The sequence below is a fragment of the Paenibacillus contaminans genome (assembly GCF_003285015.1).
GTDB lineage: Bacteria > Bacillota > Bacilli > Paenibacillales > NBRC-103111 > Paenibacillus_V > Paenibacillus_V contaminans.
The window spans coordinates 1-24,258 of the sequence record NZ_QMFB01000057.1 but is presented as its reverse complement, the minus strand read 5'-3'; the positions used below and the strand labels follow the sequence as shown (position 1 = coordinate 24,258).

The 24,258-nt window shown below is 56.5% G+C and carries 24 protein-coding genes; 9 read left to right on the top strand and 15 right to left on the bottom strand.

Going from position 1 to position 24,258, the window contains the following annotated elements; genetic code table 11:
• Positions 1 to 78 precede the first annotated feature (78 nt).
• A complete protein-coding gene (locus DQG23_RS40760; protein WP_113036793.1) occupies positions 79 to 609 on the bottom strand; it encodes a DinB family protein in 531 nt (176 codons plus the stop codon).
• Between the two features lie 210 nt (positions 610 to 819).
• On the opposite strand from DQG23_RS40760, the gene DQG23_RS40755 reads away from it, so the two are divergent.
• The 4 genes from DQG23_RS40755 to DQG23_RS40740 all read left to right on the top strand — a co-directional run bounded on the left by DQG23_RS40755 (position 820) and on the right by DQG23_RS40740 (position 4,725).
• Positions 820 to 2,007, top strand: a complete 1,188-nt coding sequence (locus DQG23_RS40755; protein ID WP_113036792.1) for a conserved virulence factor C family protein — start codon at positions 820 to 822, stop codon at positions 2,005 to 2,007.
• Between the two features lie 148 nt (positions 2,008 to 2,155).
• Positions 2,156 to 2,935, top strand: coding sequence for a glycosyltransferase (locus DQG23_RS40750; protein WP_113036800.1), 780 nt, complete (start codon positions 2,156 to 2,158; stop codon positions 2,933 to 2,935).
• Entirely contained in the window at positions 2,932 to 3,294 is a 363-nt protein-coding gene (locus DQG23_RS40745; RefSeq protein WP_113036791.1) for an SMR family transporter, read from the top strand. Before DQG23_RS40750 ends, DQG23_RS40745 begins: the two co-directional genes overlap by 4 nt.
• A 12-nt stretch (positions 3,295 to 3,306) precedes the next feature.
• The gene (locus DQG23_RS40740) at positions 3,307 to 4,725 is read left to right on the top strand and encodes an ArnT family glycosyltransferase (protein ID WP_238178257.1); all 1,419 of its coding nucleotides are present in this window, start codon (positions 3,307 to 3,309) and stop codon (positions 4,723 to 4,725) included.
• A gap of 669 nt (positions 4,726 to 5,394) precedes the next feature.
• Here the strand turns inward: DQG23_RS40740 and tyrS are convergent.
• The 9 genes from tyrS to DQG23_RS40695 form a co-directional block, all read right to left on the bottom strand.
• Positions 5,395 to 6,654: a tyrosine--tRNA ligase gene (gene tyrS, locus DQG23_RS40735; RefSeq protein ID WP_113036790.1), complete on the bottom strand. Its 1,260-nt coding sequence runs from the start codon at positions 6,652 to 6,654 to the stop codon at positions 5,395 to 5,397.
• Between the two features lie 14 nt (positions 6,655 to 6,668).
• Positions 6,669 to 7,784, bottom strand: a complete 1,116-nt coding sequence (locus tag DQG23_RS40730) for an aminopeptidase (RefSeq protein ID WP_113036789.1) — start codon at positions 7,782 to 7,784, stop codon at positions 6,669 to 6,671.
• A 121-nt stretch (positions 7,785 to 7,905) separates the two neighbouring features.
• On the bottom strand, positions 7,906 to 8,790 hold the full coding sequence (locus DQG23_RS40725; RefSeq protein ID WP_113036788.1) for an NAD-dependent epimerase/dehydratase family protein: 885 nt from the start codon (positions 8,788 to 8,790) through the stop codon (positions 7,906 to 7,908).
• A 170-nt stretch (positions 8,791 to 8,960) separates the two neighbouring features.
• Positions 8,961 to 10,652, bottom strand: coding sequence for a PH domain-containing protein (locus DQG23_RS40720; protein WP_113036787.1), 1,692 nt, complete (start codon positions 10,650 to 10,652; stop codon positions 8,961 to 8,963).
• A complete protein-coding gene (locus tag DQG23_RS40715; protein ID WP_113036786.1) occupies positions 10,639 to 11,118 on the bottom strand; it encodes a PH domain-containing protein in 480 nt (159 codons plus the stop codon). The genes DQG23_RS40720 and DQG23_RS40715 overlap by 14 nt, the downstream gene beginning before the upstream one ends.
• Before the next feature lie 451 nt (positions 11,119 to 11,569).
• Entirely contained in the window at positions 11,570 to 11,782 is a 213-nt protein-coding gene (locus DQG23_RS40710; RefSeq protein WP_146762486.1) for a hypothetical protein, read from the bottom strand.
• Between the two features lie 469 nt (positions 11,783 to 12,251).
• The gene (locus tag DQG23_RS40705) at positions 12,252 to 13,127 is read right to left on the bottom strand and encodes a sugar phosphate isomerase/epimerase family protein (RefSeq protein WP_113036784.1); all 876 of its coding nucleotides are present in this window, start codon (positions 13,125 to 13,127) and stop codon (positions 12,252 to 12,254) included.
• Positions 13,128 to 13,234: 107 nt separating this feature from the next.
• On the bottom strand, positions 13,235 to 14,092 hold the full coding sequence (locus tag DQG23_RS40700; RefSeq protein ID WP_113036783.1) for a sugar phosphate isomerase/epimerase family protein: 858 nt from the start codon (positions 14,090 to 14,092) through the stop codon (positions 13,235 to 13,237).
• Between the two features lie 217 nt (positions 14,093 to 14,309).
• Positions 14,310 to 16,319 (bottom strand): methyl-accepting chemotaxis protein, encoded by a 2,010-nt coding sequence (locus DQG23_RS40695; protein WP_158560958.1) that lies wholly within the window; start codon positions 16,317 to 16,319, stop codon positions 14,310 to 14,312.
• Positions 16,320 to 16,569: 250 nt separating this feature from the next.
• On the opposite strand from DQG23_RS40695, the gene DQG23_RS40690 reads away from it, so the two are divergent.
• The 4 genes from DQG23_RS40690 (at position 16,570) to DQG23_RS40675 (ending at position 19,809) form a co-directional block, all read left to right on the top strand.
• Positions 16,570 to 17,409 carry an SMP-30/gluconolactonase/LRE family protein gene (locus DQG23_RS40690; RefSeq protein ID WP_113036781.1) on the top strand — a complete coding sequence of 280 codons (840 nt, stop codon included), beginning with the start codon at positions 16,570 to 16,572 and terminating at the stop codon, positions 17,407 to 17,409.
• Between the two features lie 122 nt (positions 17,410 to 17,531).
• The gene (locus tag DQG23_RS40685; protein WP_113036780.1) at positions 17,532 to 17,855 is read left to right on the top strand and encodes a metal-sensitive transcriptional regulator; all 324 of its coding nucleotides are present in this window, start codon (positions 17,532 to 17,534) and stop codon (positions 17,853 to 17,855) included.
• A 455-nt stretch (positions 17,856 to 18,310) separates the two neighbouring features.
• Positions 18,311 to 19,150, top strand: coding sequence for a hypothetical protein (locus tag DQG23_RS40680; RefSeq protein WP_113036779.1), 840 nt, complete (start codon positions 18,311 to 18,313; stop codon positions 19,148 to 19,150).
• A 41-nt stretch (positions 19,151 to 19,191) separates the two neighbouring features.
• Positions 19,192 to 19,809, top strand: a complete 618-nt coding sequence (locus tag DQG23_RS40675) for an NAD(P)/FAD-dependent oxidoreductase (protein ID WP_113036778.1) — start codon at positions 19,192 to 19,194, stop codon at positions 19,807 to 19,809.
• A gap of 228 nt (positions 19,810 to 20,037) precedes the next feature.
• Here DQG23_RS40675 and DQG23_RS40670 read toward each other — a convergent pair whose 3' ends face one another.
• The 4 genes from DQG23_RS40670 to DQG23_RS40655 all read right to left on the bottom strand — a co-directional run bounded on the left by DQG23_RS40670 (position 20,038) and on the right by DQG23_RS40655 (position 22,529).
• The gene (locus tag DQG23_RS40670; RefSeq protein WP_113036777.1) at positions 20,038 to 20,514 is read right to left on the bottom strand and encodes a dihydrofolate reductase; all 477 of its coding nucleotides are present in this window, start codon (positions 20,512 to 20,514) and stop codon (positions 20,038 to 20,040) included.
• A 63-nt stretch (positions 20,515 to 20,577) separates the two neighbouring features.
• The gene (gene pcp, locus DQG23_RS40665) at positions 20,578 to 21,228 is read right to left on the bottom strand and encodes a pyroglutamyl-peptidase I (RefSeq protein WP_113036798.1); all 651 of its coding nucleotides are present in this window, start codon (positions 21,226 to 21,228) and stop codon (positions 20,578 to 20,580) included.
• A gap of 75 nt (positions 21,229 to 21,303) precedes the next feature.
• The gene (locus DQG23_RS40660) at positions 21,304 to 22,083 is read right to left on the bottom strand and encodes a LamB/YcsF family protein (RefSeq protein ID WP_420330279.1); all 780 of its coding nucleotides are present in this window, start codon (positions 22,081 to 22,083) and stop codon (positions 21,304 to 21,306) included.
• Positions 22,084 to 22,094: 11 nt separating this feature from the next.
• Positions 22,095 to 22,529: a ClpX C4-type zinc finger protein gene (locus tag DQG23_RS40655; RefSeq protein ID WP_113036775.1), complete on the bottom strand. Its 435-nt coding sequence runs from the start codon at positions 22,527 to 22,529 to the stop codon at positions 22,095 to 22,097.
• Positions 22,530 to 22,866: 337 nt separating this feature from the next.
• Here DQG23_RS40655 and DQG23_RS40650 point away from each other — a divergent pair, with 337 nt between their 5' ends.
• On the top strand, positions 22,867 to 23,106 hold the full coding sequence (locus tag DQG23_RS40650) for a hypothetical protein (protein ID WP_113036774.1): 240 nt from the start codon (positions 22,867 to 22,869) through the stop codon (positions 23,104 to 23,106).
• A gap of 412 nt (positions 23,107 to 23,518) precedes the next feature.
• Here DQG23_RS40650 and DQG23_RS40645 read toward each other — a convergent pair.
• A partial coding sequence (locus tag DQG23_RS40645) for a 5-oxoprolinase subunit C family protein (RefSeq protein ID WP_113036773.1) occupies positions 23,519 to 24,258 on the bottom strand: 740 nt, incomplete at its 5' end.

Genomic DNA, 24,258 nt, shown 5'->3' with positions numbered 1-24,258 from the left:
CCCTTTAGAAATCATCGGATTCACGCATCAGTCGTGTATCTGATGTTGCTAAGGGGCTTTTCATTTTCAAGTCGATACTCACAGCTTCGGCAGCCTTTTGACAAGCCAGCGCATTTGGCCGCGGTGATTGATCTCGTCTTCGAATACATGGAACCACATGAAATGAAAATTCGCCGGCTTGCCGCCCCAGAACGGCTGCTCCCGCATGAGCCATTCGTCATCGCGCTTGCGGAATTCGGCCAACGTCGCTTCGCGTACCTGGAGCATACTCTCCATATGCCGCTCCAGCGTCCAGCCCCGCAGCTCTTTGCGGCCCTGCTCGCCCAGCTCGAGCGCAGCCCCCCACTCCCGATACTCTTCTTCGTTCAACTGGCGCCCTTCAAACGTAAACACTTGGTAAAACTTTTCCACCGCCGCATAATGCCGCAGCAGCGCGCCGATCGAATTGCTGTCCTCATCATGCACGTAGTCGAGCTGATCGACCGACAAATTCTTGACCGTCTGCAGCGTCGTGTGCCGAACGTAATTCATCATCGAGACTAGCCGTCCGATTTGCGGGGCAAACCCGGGTAAATCGCCAATTACATACAGCTTTTCATTATCCATCATATGTACCTCCGGCATCTCGCGAAAGTCCGGTTATCGCTCCCTTCGCATCTTAAGAACTCCGTCTTTCCCGCCCTATTCAACATTTTACCACGGCGCGGAGAGGAATTTTTCGTTATATCTCTTTTTTCCGCCCGATCCATCGCCTTGGGTTTTCATATCCGGAGTGGTAAGATGGAAGTGATGTATCCGACCAGCAAGGAGTGATTTCCGATGAAAATCGTAACCATCGAACCGACGCCAAGTCCGAACTCGATGAAGTTGAATATGGATGAAAAAATGAACCCAGGAGTCCGCCTCACTTACACGCCGGATAACGCGCAGCAAGCGCCGGCTTACGTCCAGCGGCTGCTGGCGATTCCCGGCGTGACAAGCCTGTTCCAAACGGCCGACTTTATCGCTCTTGACCGTCACCCCAAAGGAGACTGGCAAGCGATCTTGGCGGCTGCGCGCGAGGTGCTCGGCGAAGCCGAGTCCGGCCAAGGCGAAGCCGGAGCGGCCGGCCCGCAAGGAGCCGGGGCTGCTGCACCGCAAGCCGGCGGGTCCGGCACAGACGCCGCAGGCTCGGCGGCGGGATGGGGCGAGGTGAGCGTGCTCGTGCAAATGTTCCGCGGCATCCCGATGCAGGTTCGCGTGCAAAGCGCCGGCGAAGAGCGGCGCGCTGCGCTCCCCGAGCGCTTCGCCCAGGCGGCGGTGAAGGCGGGCGCCGCGTCCCCCAACCTGCTCTACGAGCGAAAGCTCATCGAGCAGGGGGTACGTTACGGCGAGCTCGCGGACGTTCTCGACGAAGTCGTCCGCGAGCTTGACGCCGCCTACGACGCCGAGCAGCTGGAGGCGCTCGCCGCAGCCGCTCCGGCCGACGGCACCGAGGCGCCTCGCAGCGAGACCGCTGCGCTGGACGAGCTCGAGGCGGCGCTGAACGACGGCGACTGGCGCAAGCGTTATGCGGCGCTGCAGCGGCTGACGCCGACGGCGGCGGCCATCCCGCTGCTCGCGAAGGCGCTGGGCGACGCGCAAATGTCGGTGCGCCGGCTCGCCGTCGTTTATCTCGGCGACATCAAGGAGCCGGAGGCGCTGCCGCACTTGTTCCGCGCGTTGAAGGACAATTCGGTAGCGGTGCGCAGAACGGCAGGCGACACGCTGTCCGATCTCGGCGATCCCGCGGCGATCGGCCCGATGTGCGAGGCGCTGCGCGACCCGAACAAACTCGTTCGCTGGAGAGCCGCCCGCTACCTTTTCGAAACGGGAGACGAATCCTCGCTGGATGCGCTTAAGCAAGCGAAGGAAGATCCCGAATTTGAGGTGCGCATGCAGATCAACATGGCGATCGAGCGGATCGAAGGCGGCGAGGCGGCAAGCGGCTCCGTCTGGCAGCAAATGACGAACCGCCAGCGCGATTAGGCCGTCGTCGGCACGGCAAACGGCGAACAAGCGGTTCTGATCCGAATAGCCAAGCATATAGTAGAAATAAAGCTTCTTGTGTTTTCATACACGGGAAGCTTTTTCTTATGTCTGCAGATTGGCCAAGTCGGGGGCTGGAGTGGTGAGCGTGACTTATAAAGTCGTTGTAGGCGTTCCGGTTTATAACGAGTATCCGGCTTTAGCCCGGTTACTGGATAAGCTTGTGGCACTGAAGGAACGTTTGCATGTTCCGCTTCGCGTGCTGGTCGTCAATGACGGCAGCACCGACCGGACAGAAGCGGTTTTGCGCAAATATGCCGATGAGCATTCATTTATCGCCTATGAAAACCATGAAACGAACCGGGGTTTGGGAGCCGCAATCCATACGCTGTTCGCCCGTGTGACGGAGCAATTCGCAGCAGAGGACATCCTTATTACGATAGACGGGGACAACACGCATCATCCCCGCTTCATTCCCGGCATGGTCCGTCAGTTACAATCCCAAAATCTCGATCTCGTGATCGCTTCCCGATTCGCGGCCGGCGGCAAGGAAAAAGGCGTTTCGCTGACAAGGAAGCTGTGCAGCCGCGGCGCGAAGGCTTACTTCAAGCTTTTCTTCCCGATTGCCGGCGTCAGCGATTATTCCAGCGGGTATCGCGGGTACCGAATCGGTTATTTACAGCAAGCTATGGCTGCCTATGAAGGAAAGCTCGTTACAACGGAAGGCTTTGCCTGCATGGCCGAAATTATCGCGAAATTCAGCAGGCTGGGCGTGAAGGCGGGCGAGTATCCGCTCGTTTTGGATTACCACCTTAAACAAGGACGCAGCAAAATGAACGTGGCCAAAACCGTACGCGGCTACCTCGCTCTGCTTCAAAACGTACCCAAGTACGAATCGCCTGCCCGGGTGAAAAGGGGGAAACGATGAACAATATCGTATTGGTCGTATTTTCCGTCCTGCTCGGCTCGCTCGGGCAAATTACGCTCAAAATGGGCGCCGATAAAGTCGGCAAGCTGGATCTTTCCCCCGGCCTGCTCTTGCCCGAGCTGGTACGTGTGTTCCGAACGCCGGAAATGATCGTAGGCGTCCTGTTGTTCGGCGTCAGCTTCGTGACGTGGATTAAGGTGCTGACGGGCTCGCAGCTGAGCCTTGCCTACCCGATGCTCAGCCTCGGCTATATCAACGTCGTGCTGTTGTCATCTTTGCTGTTCAACGAACCGATCACGCTCGCCAAAATATGCGGAATCGCCTTGATCATAACGGGCGTGCTCATTTTACACCGGTAGGAGGAATCGATCGTGGCGAAAATATGGAAAGAGCATCGCGTCGCGTTTCTGCTTCTGCTGTTGCTGCTGCTCATGCGCATCCCGCATCTTGGCGCTTCGCCTTACGAATACGACTCCTGGCGTCAATCGGATACGGAAGCGATGGCGCTTAATTTCGTCGAGCAAAAATTCAACATTTTGTACCCGCAAATGCACTACGACGGCCCTAAGCCGAATTACGTGCAGCTGGAATTTCAAATTACGACGTTTTTGATCGCCGTCCTGTACAAGCTGTTCGGCCATCATTACGAGCTGGCGAGAATCGTCCCCGTGCTGTTTTTTATAGGTTCGGCTTATTTCGTCTACCTGATCGCGCGGCGGTTTTTCTCGGCGCCGGCAGCCTGGATCGCGATCGTGCTATACGGCTCGCTGCCGCTCACGTTTCTGTACTCGCGGGCAATCATGCCGGAATCGGCGGCATTGTTCTTTTTCACCGGCTGCTTCTATTTCTTCTCGCGGTGGATCGACGAGGATCGGCTTCCGCCGCTTATCGCCGCATCGCTATTTACGGCTCTCGCCATTTCGCAGAAGGTGCCGACCGTCTTCGTCGGGCTGCCGATGATCGCGATGGCAATCGCCAAATACAAAATACGCTCCCTGTGGAATTGGAAGCTGTGGAGCTTCGCGGCAGTTTCTCTGCTCCCCCCCTATTTGTATTTCAGCTGGCTCGCTTCGATTTCGGAATATACGTTCGTAAGCGGTATTGCCAGTAAACATGTTCTGCCGAATTTTTTGCACGCTTTTTATTCCGATGAGGCGCTTGCGTTTTTTCGCGGCGAGCTGCCGAAGGCTTTCACCGTTTGGGGACTGGCGCTTTTTATCGCTGGGCTCGCGACGCTTAATTGGCGCAAGCAGTATCCGATCGGGATATGGGCCGCCGCCATGGTTTTGGAAGCGATGACCGTCGTCGCCGTCATTAAATTCAACTATTATCTTATTTTTCTCGGACCGCCGCTAGCGCTGCTCGGAGCCCGATTCCTGCAGACGATCGGCAAAAGTCGTACCGGCACGGCCGTTTCGCTCGGCCTTCTGGCGATTACATGCTGGACCAGCCTGCAAACCGTCCTCCCCTCCTTACATAAGCAGCACACGGAGCTAATCCGGCAAGCCGAGGCCGTGCGGGAGCTGACCGGCAAAGACGATCTGATCGTCGTGGGGACGGACGACCCGTCCTTGTTAAACGCCAGCAACCGCAACGGTTGGCGGGTAACCAATACGCTTCCGGGGAAGCCGATCGAGGAAATTCACTATTTCAAAAATCACGGGGCCAAATATTTCGTGCCGTTAAAAGGATTTATTTACGGCGATGACGGTTCTACCAAAGCTTATTTGGACGCCCATTTCGAGAAAATCGAGGTGGAGGGCGGGTATACGATCTATAAACTGCAATAGTTCAAAAAACTGCGTGCAGTTCCCTGCGCGGTATTGCGCTGTGTGACGGCGACTGCGTGCGATAAGAGATAAACCCCCATCTCCACTCAGCAAGTGGAAACGGGGGTTCTTTTTTTTGAGGGGGCGCGATATAGTTTCGGATGAAAGCGAAGTCTATGTTCATCTCCGGCACCGGTCATAATGAGGCCGACTCGCTGCTAATGAGGCTACCTTCACTATTAGTAAGGCCAGCCTCACTATTCACGGGTAAAATGACTTCCTGCGGCAGCTAATGAAGAGAAGCTCACTAATAATTGCATTTCCCTCACTATTAGTTCCATTTTCCTCATTATCCCTTAAAAATACGGGGTTTTGGCGGAAATTAGTTAGGCTTGCCTCATTAACAATAAACTTTCCCTCACTAAGGCTAACTCAACGCGGGCTTCGGCGCAAATCGGAAACACAGGCTTCACCAACTATTACCCCCTCGCTAACTCTCCAATAACCCTAGGGGCTTCGGCGTAAACCGGCAACGCGGGCTTCATCAACTATTACCGCCCTCGCTAATCTTCGCAACGCGGTCGCCAAGCTTCAGTAACGCACGTCATTGCGTCCCGTTTAGGGAAATCAAGCGAGGCTCACAGTATCGGACGCGCTAGCGCCCTTGCTCGTAATTACCGCATGTTACCCTTACTTCGCAAGCTTAACGAGGTAATAATTTTTCTTCCCGCGGCGGATGACCAAATAGTTGCCGGCCAGTTTATCGAACTCGCCGACTTTCTTTTCCATTTCGGACGTCCGCACGCCATTTACGGAAACCGCGCCGCTCTCCACATCCTGGCGGGCCTGCCGCTTGGACGGAGCTGCCTTCACGGCAACAAGCAGATCGAGCAAGCCAAGCTGATCGTCCTCGATCGTTGTCGACGGCACATCCTTGAACGCTTCCGCGATTTCGCTTTCCGTCAGCTCTTGCACGTTGCCGTCGAACAGCGCCCGCGATATGTTAATCGCGCTCTCCAGCGCTTCCTTGCCGTGTACAAGCTCGGTGACTTCTTTGGCCAGCACGCGCTGCGCCTCGCGCTTCTCCGGCTGCTCGCGCACCGCCGTTTCAAGACGAGCGATTTCCTCGGGATCCAGGAACGTGTAGTACTTCAGCAGCTTGACGACGTCCTGATCGTCCGTATTGACCCAGAATTGGTAGAACTGGTACGGAGACGTTTTGGTCGCGTCGAGCCAAATGGCGCCGGATGCCGTTTTGCCGAATTTGGTGCCGTCGCTCTTGGTAACAAGCGGAATCGTCAGCCCGAACGCCTTGTTGCCCGAGGTGCGCCCGATCAGCTCCATGCCCGCCGTAATGTTCCCCCATTGATCGCTTCCGCCGACCTGCAGCGCGCAGCCTTGCGTTTCGTTCAGCTTCATGAAGTCGTACGCCTGCAGCAGCATGTAGCTGAACTCGGTGAACGAAATACCGCTGCCAAGCCGCGAATCGACCGAGTCCTTGGCGAGCATATAGTTGACCGTAAAGTTTTTGCCTACGTCACGCAAAAATTCGATCAGGGTGACAGGCGAAATCCAGTCGTAGTTGTTGACGATTTTCGCCGGATTGTCGCCGGTTTCGAAGTCGAGAAAACGCTCGAGCTGCGCTTTGATTTTATTCGTCCACTCGCCTACGGTGTCCGACGTATTGAGCGTACGCTCCGTGCTTCTGCCGCTCGGGTCGCCGATCAGCCCCGTCGCCCCGCCCACAAGCGCGATCGACGTATGGCCCGCAAGCTGAAACCGTCTCAAGCAGAGGATCGGCAGCAAATTTCCGATGTGCAGACTGTCTGCCGTCGGGTCGAAGCCCGTATACAGCGCCACCCGCTCCGTTTTCAGTTTTTCTTCCAGGCCCTCGCGGTCCGTCACCTGGTTGATCAAGCCGCGATATTCCAATTCCTGCAAAATGCCCATTTTCCCTATTCCCCTTACTTCAAATTTTCCGGATTAAGCGGCTCCAGCTCCGGTAAAACGAAGCGCCCGTCTTTACGGATCAGCTTGCCGTCGAACCAGATTTCGCCTCCGCCGTATTCGGGACGCTGAATGCATACCATGTCCCAGTGAACGGCCGAACGGTTGCCGTTGAAGGCATCCTCATAGCTGTTGCCGGGCGTAAAATGAAAGCTGCCGTCAATCTTCTCGTCGAATAAAATATCCTGCATCGGCTCGCGGATGAACGGATTGACGCCGATCGCAAATTCGCCGATATAACGCGCCCCTTCGTCCGTGTCGAGCACGCGGTTGATGCGATCCGTATCGTTCGAGCTCGCTTTTACGATTTGGCCGTTCACGAACTCCAGCTTCACGTTCTCATGCGTAAAGCCTTCATAAGGCGTCGGCGCATTGTATGTAATCGTGCCGTTTACCGAATCCCGGACCGGTGCTGTGTATACCTCACCGTCGGGAATATTGCAGCCGCCCGGGCATTTGATCGCGCCGATGCCTTTGATCGAGAACGTCAAATCCGTCCCCTGCCCGACGATCCGCACTTGGTCGGTCGTATCCATAAGCGCTTTGAGCGGATCCATCGCCTTCGACATTTTGCCGTAATCGAGGGTGCAGACGTCAAAATAAAACTGCTCGAACGCTTCCGTGCTCATCCGCGCCAGCTGCGCCATCGACGGACTCGGGTAGCGGAGAACGACCCATTTGGTTTTGTTCACTCGCGTATCGAAATGAACCTTCTGCTGGTAAATCGACGAGTACAGCTTCCGGCGCTCCGAAGGCACGTCCGAATGCTCATAAATATTGCTGCCGCCACGCACTGCGATATAGGCCTGCATTTTCTCCATCTCGGCGAGGTCGTTTTCCATCCAAACCCGTATTTGCTCCTCGGTCGCACCCATAAGCAATTGACGAATAACCGAAGGATCGCGCAGCTTCACATGCGGATAACCTCCCGCCTGCTGCACCGCCTTAATCAGCTCGTTTACGAGCGGAGGCTCGATACCGGTCGCTTCAATCAGCACATGCTCGCCTTGCTGAACGCGGGTCGAGTAGTTGACAAGCACGTCGGCCAATTTCGTTAATCGTGGATCCAGCATAGGAGTAAGCCCTTCTTTCTTCATTTTTGCGGATTTTATAGATATTGTTGCCTCCCGGCCGCTCCTTAATCAAGCTTCGCCCGTATCTGCACGGTACGCCGCCCGCTAAGGCTCAAGCGTTTCACAGACGGTCCAAAGCCGCAAGCTCCCGGATAAGCGCCGGCATCCATTCATCCAGCCGTTCAAAAACGAATCCCGCGGACGCCGCTTTAGCCGTGTCCATATACCAGGCATCCGCCACGCCGAACGGCGACATATGAGCCTGCTCGGTCTGCCGCTCTACGACGGCTTGCTTGCCGGTAGCTTTCTCGATTTCCGCGACGATTCGGCCAGGAGACATTTCTCCCAGCGAGCAGGCGTTGACCGGCCCTTCCAGCCCCGTCCTCCCAAGCCATTCAAGAAATGCGGCGGCCTCGCCGGAATGAATGAACGACATCTTCGCATCCGGATTCGGAATGCCGATTGGCAAGCCGTCCCGCACATGCTCCACATGAAAATGAAGCCGTCTCGTATAATCGTCCGGTCCGAGCACGATCGGAAAACGAACCGCCGCGAACGGGAACTTCGCTTTTTTGGCCAGCACCGCTTCGACGAGCCGTTTGCCTTCGGCGTAGTCGGGCTTCGCCGGATAAGGGTCCGGCAGCGGGTATGCGTAAGGATCCAAAAAGCTCTCCAACTTGCGCGGCTCGCCATACGGATAAACGCTAAGCGACGACGTGACGATATAATTCCCCGTACGTCCGGCAAACAGCTCGGCCGCTTGCTCCGCTTCGACCGGGGTGTAGCAGATGTTGTCGTAGACGACATCGTAAGAAGCGCCGCCCAGCGCCTTCTCGAGCGCTTCCGGATCGGTACGGTCCGCCTGTACCCGCTTCACCGCATCCCCGAATGAATCCGGCGTCTGGCCCCTTGTCAAAATCGTGACGTCGATCCGGCTCGCGATAAGCCGTTCCACCAGCCTTTTGCCGAAAAACCTTGTTCCTCCCAGCACGAGTACGCTTTTCATATGCAACCACTCCCCCTACGCTCCATAAGCGACCGCTTGATTATTTAACCATTGTATCAAACTTTGTCCGCACGCTTCAAAATAAAAATCCGCACGACGGACGCCGAACGGCAACTGTCCATGTGCGGAGCTTTCATATCTGCAATCAGCTGGATAAAAAGCACTTGGCCTCACTTTTCGGCATGCGCCGGTTCGAACCGCCCGCTTTCTCCGTCAACGACGGGTTCGCTGACATGTTCAACATCGGAGCCTGCGCTTTTGCCCGTCTTTGTTTTTCTTCGGCGGTACCAATCAACTACGGCATACGCATCCTCCGTCCGCATTCCCCGCAGCGAAAACCGCGCTCCGGCCATGCCAGAGGCGACTACAAACCGAAAAACGGAAAGGCCGCGGCGCACCTGAAGCGGATTTTGCTCAATATCGCAGGATTGAATGCGGGAACGCTCGGCAATGACCGTAGTCCGCGTCAACCGGCGAAAACGGAGCTTGAGCAGCCGCTCCCCGGTTTGCCATCCGCCGTCTTTGTGGCTGATCGCCCCGATGAGCATAAGCAGCAGACATACTGGAATGCCGAGGAGCCCCCATAGAGTAAAATAGGATGCTACGGCGGTAGCCGCCGCAAATAACAGCGGGAGCCTCAGCACGTACCCCGGCCGTGCGGCGGCCGGCAGCGGGTTCAATTGAACGTCCACCGCGCTTTCGAAAGCGGGAGCGATGTCGCGCAGGAACGTTTGCAGCTCCCGACGGTTCAGCAGCGGAAACAACAGCGTCGACTCCCCTTTCTGCTTGCCGTAGCCGGCGCTCTCGACATGAACGGCGGCCAAGCCGAAAGGCTGCCAAATAAGCTCCTCGACGATCCGAATCGCCTGTATGCGGGACAATGCGAGCTTAACCTGCTTGCGTTCCAGCAGTCCGCGGAAAATCGTCACTTCGTCGCCGACGCGATACACCGTAAAGCCGGTAAACTTCAGCAAAGACGATACGACCGCAATAAGCCATGCAGCAAGAAAAACGGCCGCAATCAGCACAGGCAGCATCCCGAGTTGAAAATTATCGGCGATGTATTTGTATACTTTAACGTTCGGGAACAGATCGTCTAACTGGGACCATGCGGCGCCGATCAAGGATACAGCCACGCCGATGCTGCCGCCCGTCGTTCCGGCCAGCAGCAGCCTCCTGAACGAAATCGTGTACGAGCGCGAAGGAGCCATATCCGGCGCGTGTGCGGAAACGCGGGACTGCCGCCCCTCCATTTGCAATTGCGGCTCTGCAGGCGGCAGCATTTGCTCCCTCTCCGCGCCGCTGCCCGCTGCGCCGGCATCCGGCGCTTCCGCAGTTTGTCCCGATAGCTCCTGGACAGCTTCGGCAGCGCCACCCCGCTGCGTCTGCACGACTTCCGCCGCTTCCGTGGCGGCGGACGACGGGCGCAGCAGCCGCTGCAGCTCCATCGCTTCCGCACGGGTTACCGCCGCGAATACCGCTTCGGGCTTTTTGCCCCCTGCCGTCTGAACCTGCAAACGAACAACGCCGAACATGCGGTGCAGCAAGCCTTCCGTCAGATCGACGGTTTGAATCCGCTCGAGCGGAATGAACTGCTTTTTGCGTACGATGGCGCCATGCCATACCTTCAGTTGACCGTCCGTCACCTCATACCGGAACATCAGCCAATGAAGCAGCCCGGAGACGATCGCCGCGACGCCAAGAGCGACTGGCGGGCCGATTTTCCAGAGCGTATGCGCATCCGCTCTAGCGCCATTCGATATGATCAGGACGATGACGGGAATGATTGCATCTTTAATAAACTTGAGCGATACAAGCGCAAAGGAAAGCGGATGCAGCCTGCGGCCGCTAGACGTCTTCATCGTTAACCCTCGCAAGCTCCGCTATTTGAATCCGGACCCGGTCGGCTTCCTCGTTCGCCAGCGCCGGTATTTCATGCTGCCCCGCCGCCGTCGAGAACGTTACGGAGGACAGTCCGTATTTGCGCATAAGCGGTCCTTGCTGCGTATCGACATGCTGAACCCTTACCATCGGAATAACCGTCCGCTTGCGAAAGACGATTCCCCGCAGCAGATCGATTTCCTGTTCGCGTATTTCGTAGCGCCATCTGCTCAACCGCAGCCGCGGAACGACCAAAATAACGAGCAGCCCTTCCACCACCGTAAGCAGCCCGGCAACGACCGATATCCATACGGGCCAGTCGAACTTGACCGTAAGCACGATTAATGCAGCCAAAACCGCGGCCGAAACAAGGGTCGAGATTGCGCCGCTCCAGCGCCAGACCAGCAAGGCCTTACCGTCGAGCCCGTTCATAGGCTCCTTTTGCATAGGGTACACCTCCTACTTTGTACAACCGGAAAAACGGCCTGCACGCATAACGATGCAAGCCGCATTTTTATATAATCAAGCCCGTTTCAACCTGCTCCGATTGCTTTATTTCAATCATGATCCTTTTGATCCCATTTCTTAGAGTAGGCTTTATTCGTTACCCATATGGTCAATCCGCATACAATGATGATGGCAATAAACCCGATCACCAAAGCCGAAGTCATCGACATACGAAGTTCACTCCCTTACGTGAAAGTCTGCTTCCATTGTAACAGAAAAACGATGGACATACCTTACCGTCATTAAAGCTTCACAACTCCCCGTCCGATGCACTCCCGCTCCCGGCGGCGCACAAGTTCGGTGACAACTGTCGGTTATTCGAATCGCGCGGCATGCAGCTCCCAAAGCGCGGTGCGGCGCTGTCTGTCGGCGATCCGCCGCATTTGGCCAATTATTCCAACTCGTCAAAGATCAACATGCGCTCTTCTTTGAGTTTTTTGCGCTCAGGCTCCGTCAACACCGTAACGAAGACCATTTCGTCGACAACCATCACTTCGAACCGGTAGCCGGTATCCGCAATGATCGCATTAATACCTTCGAGAATGCCGATGTCAAGGTAACCGTTCAGCTGTTCAGGATATAGTGTGCGCTTTTTACCGTTCACTATCATATCGACGGATACGGGGCCGTCCAAATCGTACCATATTTCGGACGATCCGACTACAAGCTACAAGGTTAAAGGGCTAGCCCTCCTCCTTTTGGACGAGCGCCATGCGGGTAAACTTGCTTAAAACGGTCCGCTTTTTCCCTCCCCAAAAACCTACCTCGTTCCTTGCTTGTCACTTGCAAACGCTGCAGTCCGATTTCGCCCAATTGGAATCGATTCCGGATTCCTTTCTTCGCCTGGAGTCCGAATTTGCCTACTTGCAGCGGCTATTTGGCTCGGCACATCGGCGAACCCTTTCTCCAATCAAGCGATTTCGGACTACAACATAAGAGGACCCCCGATTCCTTGCCCCAAGCGGGCATTTTCGGACTACAGCGTATAGTGTCACCTCGATTGCTGCAGCCTCCTATTTTGCGTACAACAAAAAAAACGCACGGCCGTCAATGGCCATGCGTTTTCGTTCGGCTTATTTGTATTGCTGGATAAACCGGACCGCTTTCAAAATATCTTCTTCCGGATTCAAGCCGACTTCGCGCTCGATCGTCAAATATCCTTTGAAGCCGATTTCCTGCAGCGCCTTGAAGTAACCGTCGAAGTTAACTTTACCTTCGCCAAGCGGCGTTTCTTTGAAAATGTTGCCGTCCGTCACCATTTGGGCGAGCTTTTCGTGGCTCATTTTCTCGTAGCCGAGAGCGCCGTATACTTCGCGCGGGTCGACTTCCGCAAAACGGACGCCGTCCTTCACATGCGTATGAACGATATAGTCCTTCAGCATGTACACGCCTTGCACCGGGTCGTCGCCCGTTACCATGACCATGTTGGCAGGATCGAAGTTGACGGATACGCCTTTCGAGCCGAGCGTGTCGAGGAAGCTTTTCAAGTGAGCCGAAGTTTCCGGACCGGTTTCGATCGCAAAAAAGGCGTCCATGCTTGTCGCATAATCAGCCAGCTCCACGCATGCCTTCTGCATCGATGCGTACACTTCGCTGCTCGTATCGTTCGGAACGACTCCGATATGCGTAGTGACGACATTCGTGCCCAGCTCGACCGCCAGATCGAGAATACGCTTCGATTTCTCTACTTTTTCGGGATTGACCGTTTTGTCTTGGAAGCCGTGGCCGCCGAGGTCGCCGCAAAGCGCGGAAATTTCCAAACCCAGCGATTCGATGTAGCTGCGAAGCTCCTTACGGGCCGAAGCCGACAGGTTCGCCGGATCCATTTCGCCGGAAACCGCGTAAATTTGCACGCCGTCCGCGCCAAGCTCCTTGGAGCGCTTCAAGCCTTCCCGCAGCGGCATGCGCAGGCTGTCCACCATGATGCCGATTTTGTTCGTCAATGCCATTTTTCGTATCCTCCTGCCATGAATATATTTATATCGTTTTACTCACGCCCGAGCTTCCCCGCATGCAGTCGCAAAAAACGGCGAAGCCTCGAGCCAATTTTGCGTTATTAAACTTCGTCCCAAATGCGGCGGATGTTTTCCAAACCGATTTTGGAGCCTTGTTTGCACTCTTCCATGCCTTCGAACTCGAGCGACAAGTAGCCGTTGTAGCCGGAGTGCTTCACGATGCGCAGCACTTCCCACATATCGATGTCGCCTTGGCCCGTAATCGCGCCGCGCAGGTATTGGCCGCCCGTCGATTGGAACCAGCCCGCTCCCGGATTGCGGTAGGACGGACGCACATAAAAGTCCTTGATGTGTACGATCGAAGCGTACGGCAGGTTTTTCTTCACTGCGTTTACAGGGTTTTCGTCGGCGCACAGGAAGTTCCCGATGTCGAGCGTCGTTTTGAAGTTCGGACGGCCTACCGCCTCGACCAAAGCTTGCACGCGATCGCTGTATTGGATGAAATAACCGTGATTTTCCACGCTCGTCGTAATGCCGTATTGCGCCGCATAATCGGCCACTTCACGGCAAGCGGCTGCCAGCAGCTCGAGCTCGCTCAAAAACTGCTTGATCGACAGGTCTTTACGGTTGGCCACGTCATGACGCATGAGCTTAACGCCGAGCGCGTTAGCGACATCGACCTGCTTCTTGACGCGTTCGATTTCCGCTTTGTAAGCTTCCGGCTCTTCGGTCAGGAAGTTGGAGCCGATCGCATAGTTGGAGACATCGATGCCGACATCGCCCGCTTTTTTGCGGATTTGCTCCGCAAGCTGCAAATTATCCGTCAGATCGAAGCCGATCGGAACGATCTCTACATGCTCGCCTCCGTTATCCGCAATCCATTGAATAGCATCGAGAATTGTCATTTCTCCCGCATTAATCGCTCTAGATAGGCTGTATGAGCTTAGTCCAAGTTTCATGTACGTACATCCTTCCCCTAATGGAATGATTGGAAACGGAAAATGGACCTGCGCTTGCCTTGGTAACCGCTTTTGTCCGCACGTTCTGCTCCCGAGACCAATATTATCGTACTGGGAAAAAGAATACAATACATTGCGCTCAATCGGCGGACAATCCTGCGCGATAGACCGGCAGCCGTCATGCGGCGAAGCGCCGCGCGGCGGCGCGAAACTGTCGCTATAGCTTAAATGACGTCAGCTGCCGCTGCAGGCCTTGCGCCATTCGATGCAGCTCGTCCGTCGAAGCGCGGATTTGCTCGATCGACGACGACTGCTCCTCCGACGATGCGACGATGTTTTGCGAGCCGTTCGCGGACGCTTTGGAGATGCCCACCATTTCTCCCATGGAGGCGCTCACCTCCTGCGTTCCCGCCGAGATTTGCTCCGCCGAAGCCGATATTTCGCGGATTTGATCGGCCACCTGCTCTACCGCATCGACGATTCCGCGGAAAACGCCGCCCGCCTCGTTCATCACTTCCGTTCCTTTGGCGACCTCGCCGACCCCTTCCTTCATCGATACGACGATTTGACCGATCGACCCGCGAATGCCGCCGATTCTGTCGGCAATTTGCTCGGACGACACTCGCGATTGCTCGGCAAGCTTCTTCACCTCGCCGGCTACGACGGCGAAGCCTTTGCCGTGCTCGCCCGCTCTTGCCGCTTCGATACTGGCATTAAGCGCCAAAATATTCGTCTGGGATGCGATATGCGTAAGCAGCTCGACGATTTGCTCGATTTCCTCCGATCTCGCGCCAAGCTCTTCGATCAGCTGCGCGCTGCCGCCCACCGATTTGCGAATGGCGTCCATCTGTTCGGCTGCCGCCTGCAGCGCTTCGCTGCCCGCCTTCGCGCTAAGCCCTGCACCGCCGGCCGTATCCGCCGCCGAAGCCGAAGATTCCGCGATCCGCTGAACGCCGACCGCCATTTGCTCCATCGCCGCAGCACTCTGCTCGGCGCCGATCAGCCCCGTTTCCGCTCCCGCGGCCACTTCCTCGATCACCTCGATGATATGTACGGATGCGATCCTTGTCTGCTCGGCGCTCGCATTCAAGTGCTCGGCCGTTTCCGTCACCTGCTTCGAGCTTTCGCTCACATGCGAAATGACGCGTTTGAGCGATGCCGTCATCGAGTCGATATCGGCTGCCAGGCCGCCCAGCTCGTCTTTTTTCTTAATGTTGAGCTCGACCGCCGTCAAATCTCCGGCCGCGATGCGTTTCACCTGCCGGGCGATCTTGCCTATAGGCCTTGCGATGCCGACGGCTATGGCGAATGCAATGACGAGCGTCGCCGCAGCGGTAACGATAATCGTCGTAAAGAACAGACGCTCCGCTTTCGTTTGGGAAACGAGCATCACTTCAATAGGAATGTCGAAATACAGCTTATACCCGGTATCCGCGACCGGCGAATAGGTCAAAACGTATTGCGAGCCGCCGTCCTTCGTATAATCGCGGATCGTTTCATCCGGCTTTTCCTCGTTCATCAGCTTTCGAAGGCCGTCGGGTAAGGCCGCATCGGCCGTCGTCTTGCCGACCCATTCCGCTTCCTTCGCATATTGAATGACTCCTTTGTTATCGACCATGATCGGGGTGCCGGCGCCTTTGGCGATTACGAGATTTTTAAAGAAATGCTGGACGAAGGCGTCGAATTCGACCGTATTCGAAAGCACGCCGATCGGCTGCTTGCCGCTCGCGTCCATAACCGGCATGGCCAAAGCGATCGAGGGCTTGCCCGTATTTTTCGATACGAGAATATCGGAAACGTACGCCTCCCCTTTCATCGCGATTTGAAAATATTCCCGGTCCGCCAGCGAGGTGCCGATACGGTCCGGGCTCGTATGCGCCTTGATCGTCCCCGACGGGTCGATAAATAACATCGCGCTGCTGACAGGTGACAATCCTTTTATCGTCGTAAGCAATTTGACCTGGGCCGCTTGGTCGTTCGTCCGCAGCGACTCGTCCTTGGATGCCAGCATGAGCTCGTTCATTCGCTGTTCGATCCATTCGAGCATGTCGCCCGCCGTATTTTCGGTCATGTTCTGATATACCGCCGCTTCGCTCTTTATCTGATCCTCCGCGGTTACATTATAAACAATCGATGTACTGACAACCATCGGCACAAGTCCGACCGCGAGAAACCAGATCACCAATCGGGTACGGACGGAATGAAACCATTTTCGGAACATGTGCATGCAATCTCCTCCTTTGGTCCTATTACCAAGATGTCCCTCTATACTATGGGGAAAAAGCCGCTTTTTGTAGTGACTTCCGTCACATGCCCGGTCACCGTGACTTCCGTCATATTCATATGACTTCTTCCTCCACCTGAATGTGACGCGATCGGCCGTTTCCGAAAAACATGCCGCCATCCCATAAGCTTCCATGATATAATCGTTTCGATCGAGGTTAACCGTATCCAAAATGAGAGGAGCAGCCTGAACCATGAGTGAAACGCTTTATGTAAGCAGCGTCTTGACGGAGCCCGGCAGCTTTACGCAAGGGATCGAGGGGCCGGCCGTCGACGGCGAAGGGAACGTGTATGCGGTAAATTACGAGCGTCAGCATACGATCGGCAAAGTAACCCCCGAGGGGGTATGCAGCGTATTCGTCGAGCTGCCTAACGGCAGCGTGGGCAACGGAATCCGCTTCGACAGCGCGGGGGACATGCTGATCGCGGATTATGTGAACCATAATGTGCTTCGCGTAAACATGCGGACGAAGTCCATTTCCGTACATGCGCACGAGCCTGCGATGAACCAGCCGAACGATATCGCTATATCCGGCGACGATTACGTATTTGCAAGCGATCCGAACTGGGGCGAGTCCACGGGCCAAATATGGCGCATCGATCCGAACGGCGCCGTAACCCTGCTCGAAGCCGGCATGGGTACGACGAACGGCATCGAAGTAAGCCCCGACGGACGCACGCTGTATGTAAACGAAACGGTCCAGCGCCGCATTTGGGCCTACGATCTTTCTCCGGATAGAACGGTCGCCAACAAAAGACTGCTGATCGAGTTTCCCGACTACGGCATGGACGGCATGCGCTGCGATATCGACGGCAACTTGTATGTTACCCGCTACGGCAAAGGGACGATCGCGATCCTGACTCCCGGCGGAGAAGTCGTTCGCGAAGTCGAGCTGCACGGCAAAAGCTGCTCAAACCTGACGTTTGGCGGACCGGACGGCCGGACGGTTTATGTGACGATGGCCGACAACGGCAACATCGAAACATTCCGTACGGATACGCCGGGACTTTGCTGGGCGTCATGGCGCAGGTAAACCAAAGCGGCCGGAACATTTGCAGCCGGCATGACCGGTATAGCGGCCGACGGACGTTTGCCGGGCTCTTTGCTCCTTTTGGCCTCCATAGTATAATGAACGGGTAAAGGAGGAGTTGCCCGATGTCGGAGCATAACGACGATCTAACGACACATTGCGGTACGTCCGAGCGCAAAAGCCATCATTCCGATAAAACGAAATCGAATTTGATCAGCCGTTTAAACCGGATCGAAGGCCAAATTCGCGGCGTGAAGGGTATGATCGAGAAGGATACGTACTGCGACGACGTGCTGAATCAAATCGCGTCGATTCAAGCCGCATTAAACGGCGTCGGCAAGCTGCTTTTGGAACACCACATGAAAAGCTGCGTAGTCGAGCGCATTCAGGAAGGCGATCACGCCGTTATTACGGAGCTTATTACGACCATGAATAAATTGATGAAATAAACGCATACAAGGATAAACGGCTTAATTTAAGCGAAAGGAACTCGTCCGGGTTCCTTTTTTGTTGTCTCAAATATAGGGTACAAGGGTATACTAAATAACACTTGACGTTTTATACGGTAGGGGGGTATACTAATTTTACATAAAAATGTGACGTACGAAGCAACAGTTCTCCGACATTCAAGAACGTACGCAGGCCGAGCGGTCGGAGCAACGCTGAAACGTGCCAATTTAAACGGCATTTTCCGGCACAGCTGAGATGAACTGTATGGCAAGGAGCTATATTAGGCAAAACTTGTTTTTGGGCGCCCGATTGCAATCCCTGGCATTTCAATTTCGGTCGTCGTCCTTCCCCCCCTCTCAGGCATCGGAAAACGGCAAGGACGCGCGGAATACCCTTCGTATACAGCGGGCGTAACCGCAAGCTGGAATAAACAATATCGAAAGGCGGTTGAGGTATGAAACGTGTGACAATCGCAGTATTGCTTGCAGCAGCGCTGCTGACGGCATGCAGCAAAACGGAGGATCATAGCGTTCACGGCGGCGTGCAAAGCACAGCTCCCGAGGGACATGGACAGCATGGCGCCGGCGGGTCGGCCATATCGGCGAACGACATCAAGGCGATTTGGAAAACAGGCGACGGGAAGGCGCAGGCCAAGCAGGACATCCGTTTATCCGTCGAAATTCAGGATCAATCCGGGAAGCCGGTCCAAAGCTTCGATACCAATCATGAAAAGAAGCTGCACTTAATCGCGGTGAGCAAGGATTTGTCGTACTTCTCCCACATCCATCCGGATTATAAGGGGGACGGCCGCTTCGATGTGACCACCCAGTTCCCTGCCGGCGGCGACTATAAGCTGTTTGCCGATTTTATCCCGACGGGCGGAAGCGCCATGACCAAGAGCGAATGGATCAACGTCGCCGGCGATGCCGCGAAACAAGTTCCCGTCCGTGCGGACGACAGCTTGACCAAATCGGCGGACGGCAAAGAAGTGACGCTTGCGTTCGACAAGCTGCAGGCGTCCAAAGAAGCGACGCTGACGTTTACGATTAAGGATGACCGGACGAAATCGCCGATCACGAACCTTGAGCAATACTTGGGAGCCGTCGGCCATGTCGTTATTTTAACGGAGGATGCGGAGCAATATTTGCACGTCCATCCGATGGAGGAGAAAGCGAGCGGCCCTGAAGCCAAGTTTATGACCACATTCCCGAAAAGCGGCGTCTACAAAATTTGGGCCCAATTTCAGCATGAGGGAAAAGTGCTCACCGTTCCTTTTGTCGTGAAGGTGCCGTAAGGACTTATGCGACTTTGACCGAGAGGGGAGAAACGATTGTCATGGGGAAAATGAAATTTGCGGTGACGCCGGGCTTCGAGGTCGGCGGAACCTTGTTCCGGCCGGAGCAGTTAGCGGTGCTCGGCTCGGTAATCGGCGATGAGGGCAAAGTGGAGATGACCACCTTCAAGCAGTTATATGTGGAGATGGAGGAAGACCGCGCGGAGGCGGCTAAATCGGCGCTGGAGGCCGCAGGACTGCAGATCCATCCCGCAGGCTTTTATACGAAAAGCTTAATTACGTGCAATTTTTGTAAAGGCGCGGAAGAGGCCGGCCTGTCGGTCGCCAGATCGTTGGATGAGGCGATTGCCGGCCACGAAACGCCCAGCCCGCTCAAAATCGGCTATTCCGGCTGCGCCCTCGCAACCGGAGAACCGCTGCTCAAAGATATCGGCATCGTCAAAATGCGCGACACGTTCGATGTTTTCGTCGGCGGCGAAGCCAAAACCTTAAAGGCCGCGCTTGGCCGGCAGCTGCTCTCCGGCGTTCCCGAAGACAGGCTTATTCCGGTTGTGCTTGGCCTCATCCGCCATTTTCAGGCGCACGGGAAGAAAAAAGAGAAGTTCGCCAAGTTTATCGACCGCGTCGGCATGGACGCGCTGCGCGAGGCGGCGGGCTAAGCAAGGATAGGCGTTCAGGCCCGTGTTCCGGACAACTTGGTGTGCGGAATCGGCTCGAACGACATTTTGCGGGACTTCAGGCAGCCGATTGCGAATAGCGGTCCACCCTGTCTACCGGGAAATCGGGACGTGTAAGTTGATATTCATGTGAATAAGCATTAAACATGTCAATCAATCACGCCAAAATCGCGGGCTCAAGGAGCTCCGCGATTTTTTTGCTTGGTCATGCTATCTTTTCCGTTCGAATGTGTAATAGGTATAAGGAATTTCCGCCTGTACCCGCTCTTGAAACGTAATGATGTAGTCATCCCTGTCGAATTCGGGGAAATAAATATTGCCCTCTATCTCCGCATCGATGATCGTGAGATAGATTTTGTCCGCTATAGGCAATACCAAACGGTAAATCTCTCCGCCGCCTCCAATGAACACTTCTTCCTCGTCTTTCAACAATTCGTAAGCTTCGTCCAGCGACTTCACCGTCGTACAGCGGTCATCCGCGGCGTCCATGCTCCTTGAAACGATAACCGTCTTTCTTTGCGGCAAAGGCTTGCCGATCGATTCGTATGTTTTCCGTCCCATCACGACATATTTGCCTATCGTCAGGTTTCTAAACCGCTTCTGCTCCCCGGGTATATGCCACGGAATCGCTTCGTCCATGCCGATAACACGGTTTTGGGACATGGCTGCTATTAACGAAATGATCATGGGTAACCCCCCATTAACGTAATAAATATTTCCTGCTATAAATAATACCCGCATGTTAAATGCTTAGTGAATTTGTCCGCCTTCTTCCTCGATGTCCCGCTCAACGCGGACGGACGCCGCAACCGCAAGCTCGAGCCCCCTAATGATATGATCAAGCGTCATGCCGGGCAATTCCGTGCACCCTTCCACAAGCTGTTCCGGGGTAACCGGAACATGAATGAAGCCTCCGCGCTTCTGCGGATATTCCGTTGCGATCAGATGCGCCAGCCCGTAAAACAGATGATTGCACACGAATGTGCCGGCCGAATTCGAGACGGCGGCAGCGATGCCGGCCTGACGTATGTCCCTGACGATCGCTTTAATCGGCAGCGTCGACCAGTATGCCGCAGGTCCGCCCGGGATGATCGGCTTATCGATCGGCGATGCTCCGTCATTGTCCGGAATGCGGGCGTCGTCGATATTGATCGCCACCCGCTCCGGCGTAATCTCCTTGCGCCCCGCGGCCTGCCCTACGCAAATTACAATGTCCGGCTGCGTCTCGCGGACCGCCTCCCTGAGCGCGTCGATCGACCGCCCGAAAACGGTCGGCAGCTGCACGACGGCGACCTCCGCGCCAGCCGGCTTCGTGCCGGCAAGCCGTCTTACCGCTTCCCAGGCGGCGTTCATTTTCTCTCCGCCGAACGGTTCGAAGCCGGTAACAAGAACTCTTTGCACGGCATTACCTTGATTTCCGGCCAATCGCCATCCCTCCGATCCTGCTAATGTAATAAGCGTTTTACCTTGCTTAAGTCAGCCGTGCCCGACCGCCTTCACTTGAATGCCGGCGGCTTCAAGCCGTTCGCGGATCAGGCGGGCGAACGCCAGCGCCTGCGGTCCGTCGCCGTGTATGCATACCGTTTCCGCCGTTAGCGGAACGTCGACGCCCTGCTGCGACCGGACAACTCCTGCGCGGACCAAACGCACGACCCGTTCCGCCGCCTCGTCCTCGTCATGAAGCAGCGCATCCTGCCTGCTGCGCGGCGTCAGGGAGCCGTCCGCTTGGTACGTCCGGTCGGCGAACACTTCGCTCGCCGTCCGGAGGCCGAGCCTCATACCGGCGCGGATCAGCTCGCTCCCGGCGAGACCGAACAGTACGAGCGCCGGGTCTGTCTTGTACGCCGCCTCGGCAATCGCTTCGGCCAGCGCCGCATCCTTCGCCGCCATATTATACAAAGCGCCGTGCGGCTTGACATGACCGAGGCGACCGCCTTCGGCGCGAACGATAGCGCTCAGCGCGCCGATCTGGTACACCGTCATGGCGTACGCCTCCTGAGGCGAAACCGCCATCTCGCGGCGGCCGAAGCCGGCAAGATCGGGCAGCCCCGGATGCGCGCCGACCGCGACCCCGCGCGACAATGCCTCCCGCACGGTCCGGCGCATCGTTAACGGATCGCCGGCATGAAAGCCGCAGGCGATATTCGCCGAGGAAACGACGTCAAGCAGCGCAGCATCGTTTCCGAGCTCATAAACGCCGAAGCTTTCGCCCATATCGCAATTGAGGTCGATCGTTAATGAGGCTTGCTCCATCATCTTCGTCTCCTTTACGGCCGATCGTTTTGACCGGCGCCGGCTTCCAGCACCGTCTTCGCGAAATCCAGACATTCACCGCAAATCGCCACGCCCGGCCCCGGGACGAGCTGCTTGACTTCACCGGCGCTTTTGCCGCAGAACGAGCAGCCGCCCGCTTGCTTTGCGCCCTGTTCGTCGTAATCGAGCAGCGCTTGTTTATAGTCCGTTTTGGCGGCCTGATTGTAGATTTCGTCAAAAAGCTTCTGATCGATATAGTCGAATGCTCCCTTAAGCTTCAAGCCGACTGTCGTGTACGCGATGCTCATCCCTTCGAAAAAACGCTGCCTTAGCGGATCGTCGGTCGTTTTGATGCTTTCCTCGCACGCTTTGGCCATCACGTCGATATCGACGATCATATCTTCGATTTTAGCGCCTCTAAACGTTTTTTTGCGGAAATCGTCCGTCATTAGGTGCCCCGCCTCCATGTTTGTATACATTTGTATACATATCGTGACTTCAGTATACAGTTGGATTTATTTCTAAGCAAGGTAATCTTCCCGAATCGCTTCATAAGCGTGGACTCATTCGGATAAATCAACAGAATCTCCGATAAACGGACCACCCGGAAGAGTTTCTGTTAATGAGTGGTCAGACCGACGCGTACGTGTCGAAGTCCGCCTTAAGCCCTCGAAGGCTTAAGCCACTACTTGGTGGGAGCGAAAAGCAACGGCGGCGAAAGCGGCAACTTGAGGAAGTAAATCGATGGCGGCGGGGGCGAGAACGGCAACTTGAGGAAGCGAAGCGATGGCGGCGGGGGCGAAACGGCAACTTGAGGAAGCGAAGCGATGGCGGCGGGGGCGAGAGCGGCAACTTGAGGAAACGAAGCGACGGCGGCGGGGGCGAAGCGGCAACTTGAGGAAGCGAAAGCGATGGCGGCGGGGGCGAGAACGGCAACTTGAGGAAGCGAAAGCGATGGCGGCGGGGGCGAGAGCGGCAACTCGAGGAAGCGAAGCGATGGCGGTGGGGGCGAGAGCGGCAACTTGAGGAAGCATAGCGATGGCGGCGGGGGCGAGAGCGACAACTTGAGGAAGCGAAGCGATGGCGGCGGGGGCGAGAGCGGCAACTTGAGGAAGCGAAAGCGATGGCGGCGGGGGGCGAAAGCAACAACTTGAGGAAGCGAAGCGATGGCGGCGGGGCGAAAGCGGCAACTTGAGGAAGCGAAGCGATGGCGGCGGGGCGAAAGCGGCAACTTGAGGAAGCGAAGCGATGGCGGCGGGGCGAAAGCGGCAACTTGAGGAAGCGTAGCCTGGCAGCGAGGGCGAAAGCGGCAACTTGAGGAAGCGAAGCGATGGCATCGTGAGAGGCGATGGCTACTACTTGGGGCAAAAAACGCCGACCGGAGCAGCAGCTCCAGGTCGGCGCGTATAGGAATGCAGGTATTCCTATTTCGGCACGTTTATTCCGACAGCCGCAAACGGACGGCGATCTTTAGACGTTCGAACTGCGCTTCCTGCTCGAGTAAGAGCCGCTCCGCTTCTTCAAGAGCGACTTCCCGGAACGATAGGCTTTCGCCGGGACGCACCTGCGCCAGCACCGGCAGGTCGGCCGTGGCAACCTGTGCGATGCGCGGGTAGCCGCCGGTCGTCTGCCTGTCTGCCAAGAGTATGATCGGCCTGCCGTCAGGCGGCACCTGCACGGTGCCGAACGTCACGGCCTCCGACAGCAGCTCGAGCGGCGCTGCGAGCGACAGCGGCGGGCCGTCGAGCTGGCAGCCCATACGGTCGGACTGCGGCGCGACCGCGTATGCGGCGGTCTCGAACGCCGCCAGGCTCGCGGCGTCGAACCGCCCGTATTCGCAGCCGCGCACGAACCGCAGCGCCGGCTCGCGGCTGTAGGCGGGCAGCGCGTCCGGGCTGACGTACCACGGCACCGCTGTGAACAGCGGTGTGCCAGAGCCGTCAGCCCCGCGCGGTCCCGCCGCGGGCGCGTGCGCTACGCGCAAGCGGCCGAGCAGCCGCCGCGCCAGCTGCGAAGGGGTGCCGAGCGGGAGCTCGTCACCCCTTCGCAGCGCGCGGCCTGCGTGGCCGCCAAGCGCGGCGCGCACGTACGTGCTGCGGCTGCCGAGCGCCGCAGGCACGGCAATGCCGCCGGCCGCGGCCACGTAGGCGCGGCAGCCCGCGGCGCACGCGCCGAAGC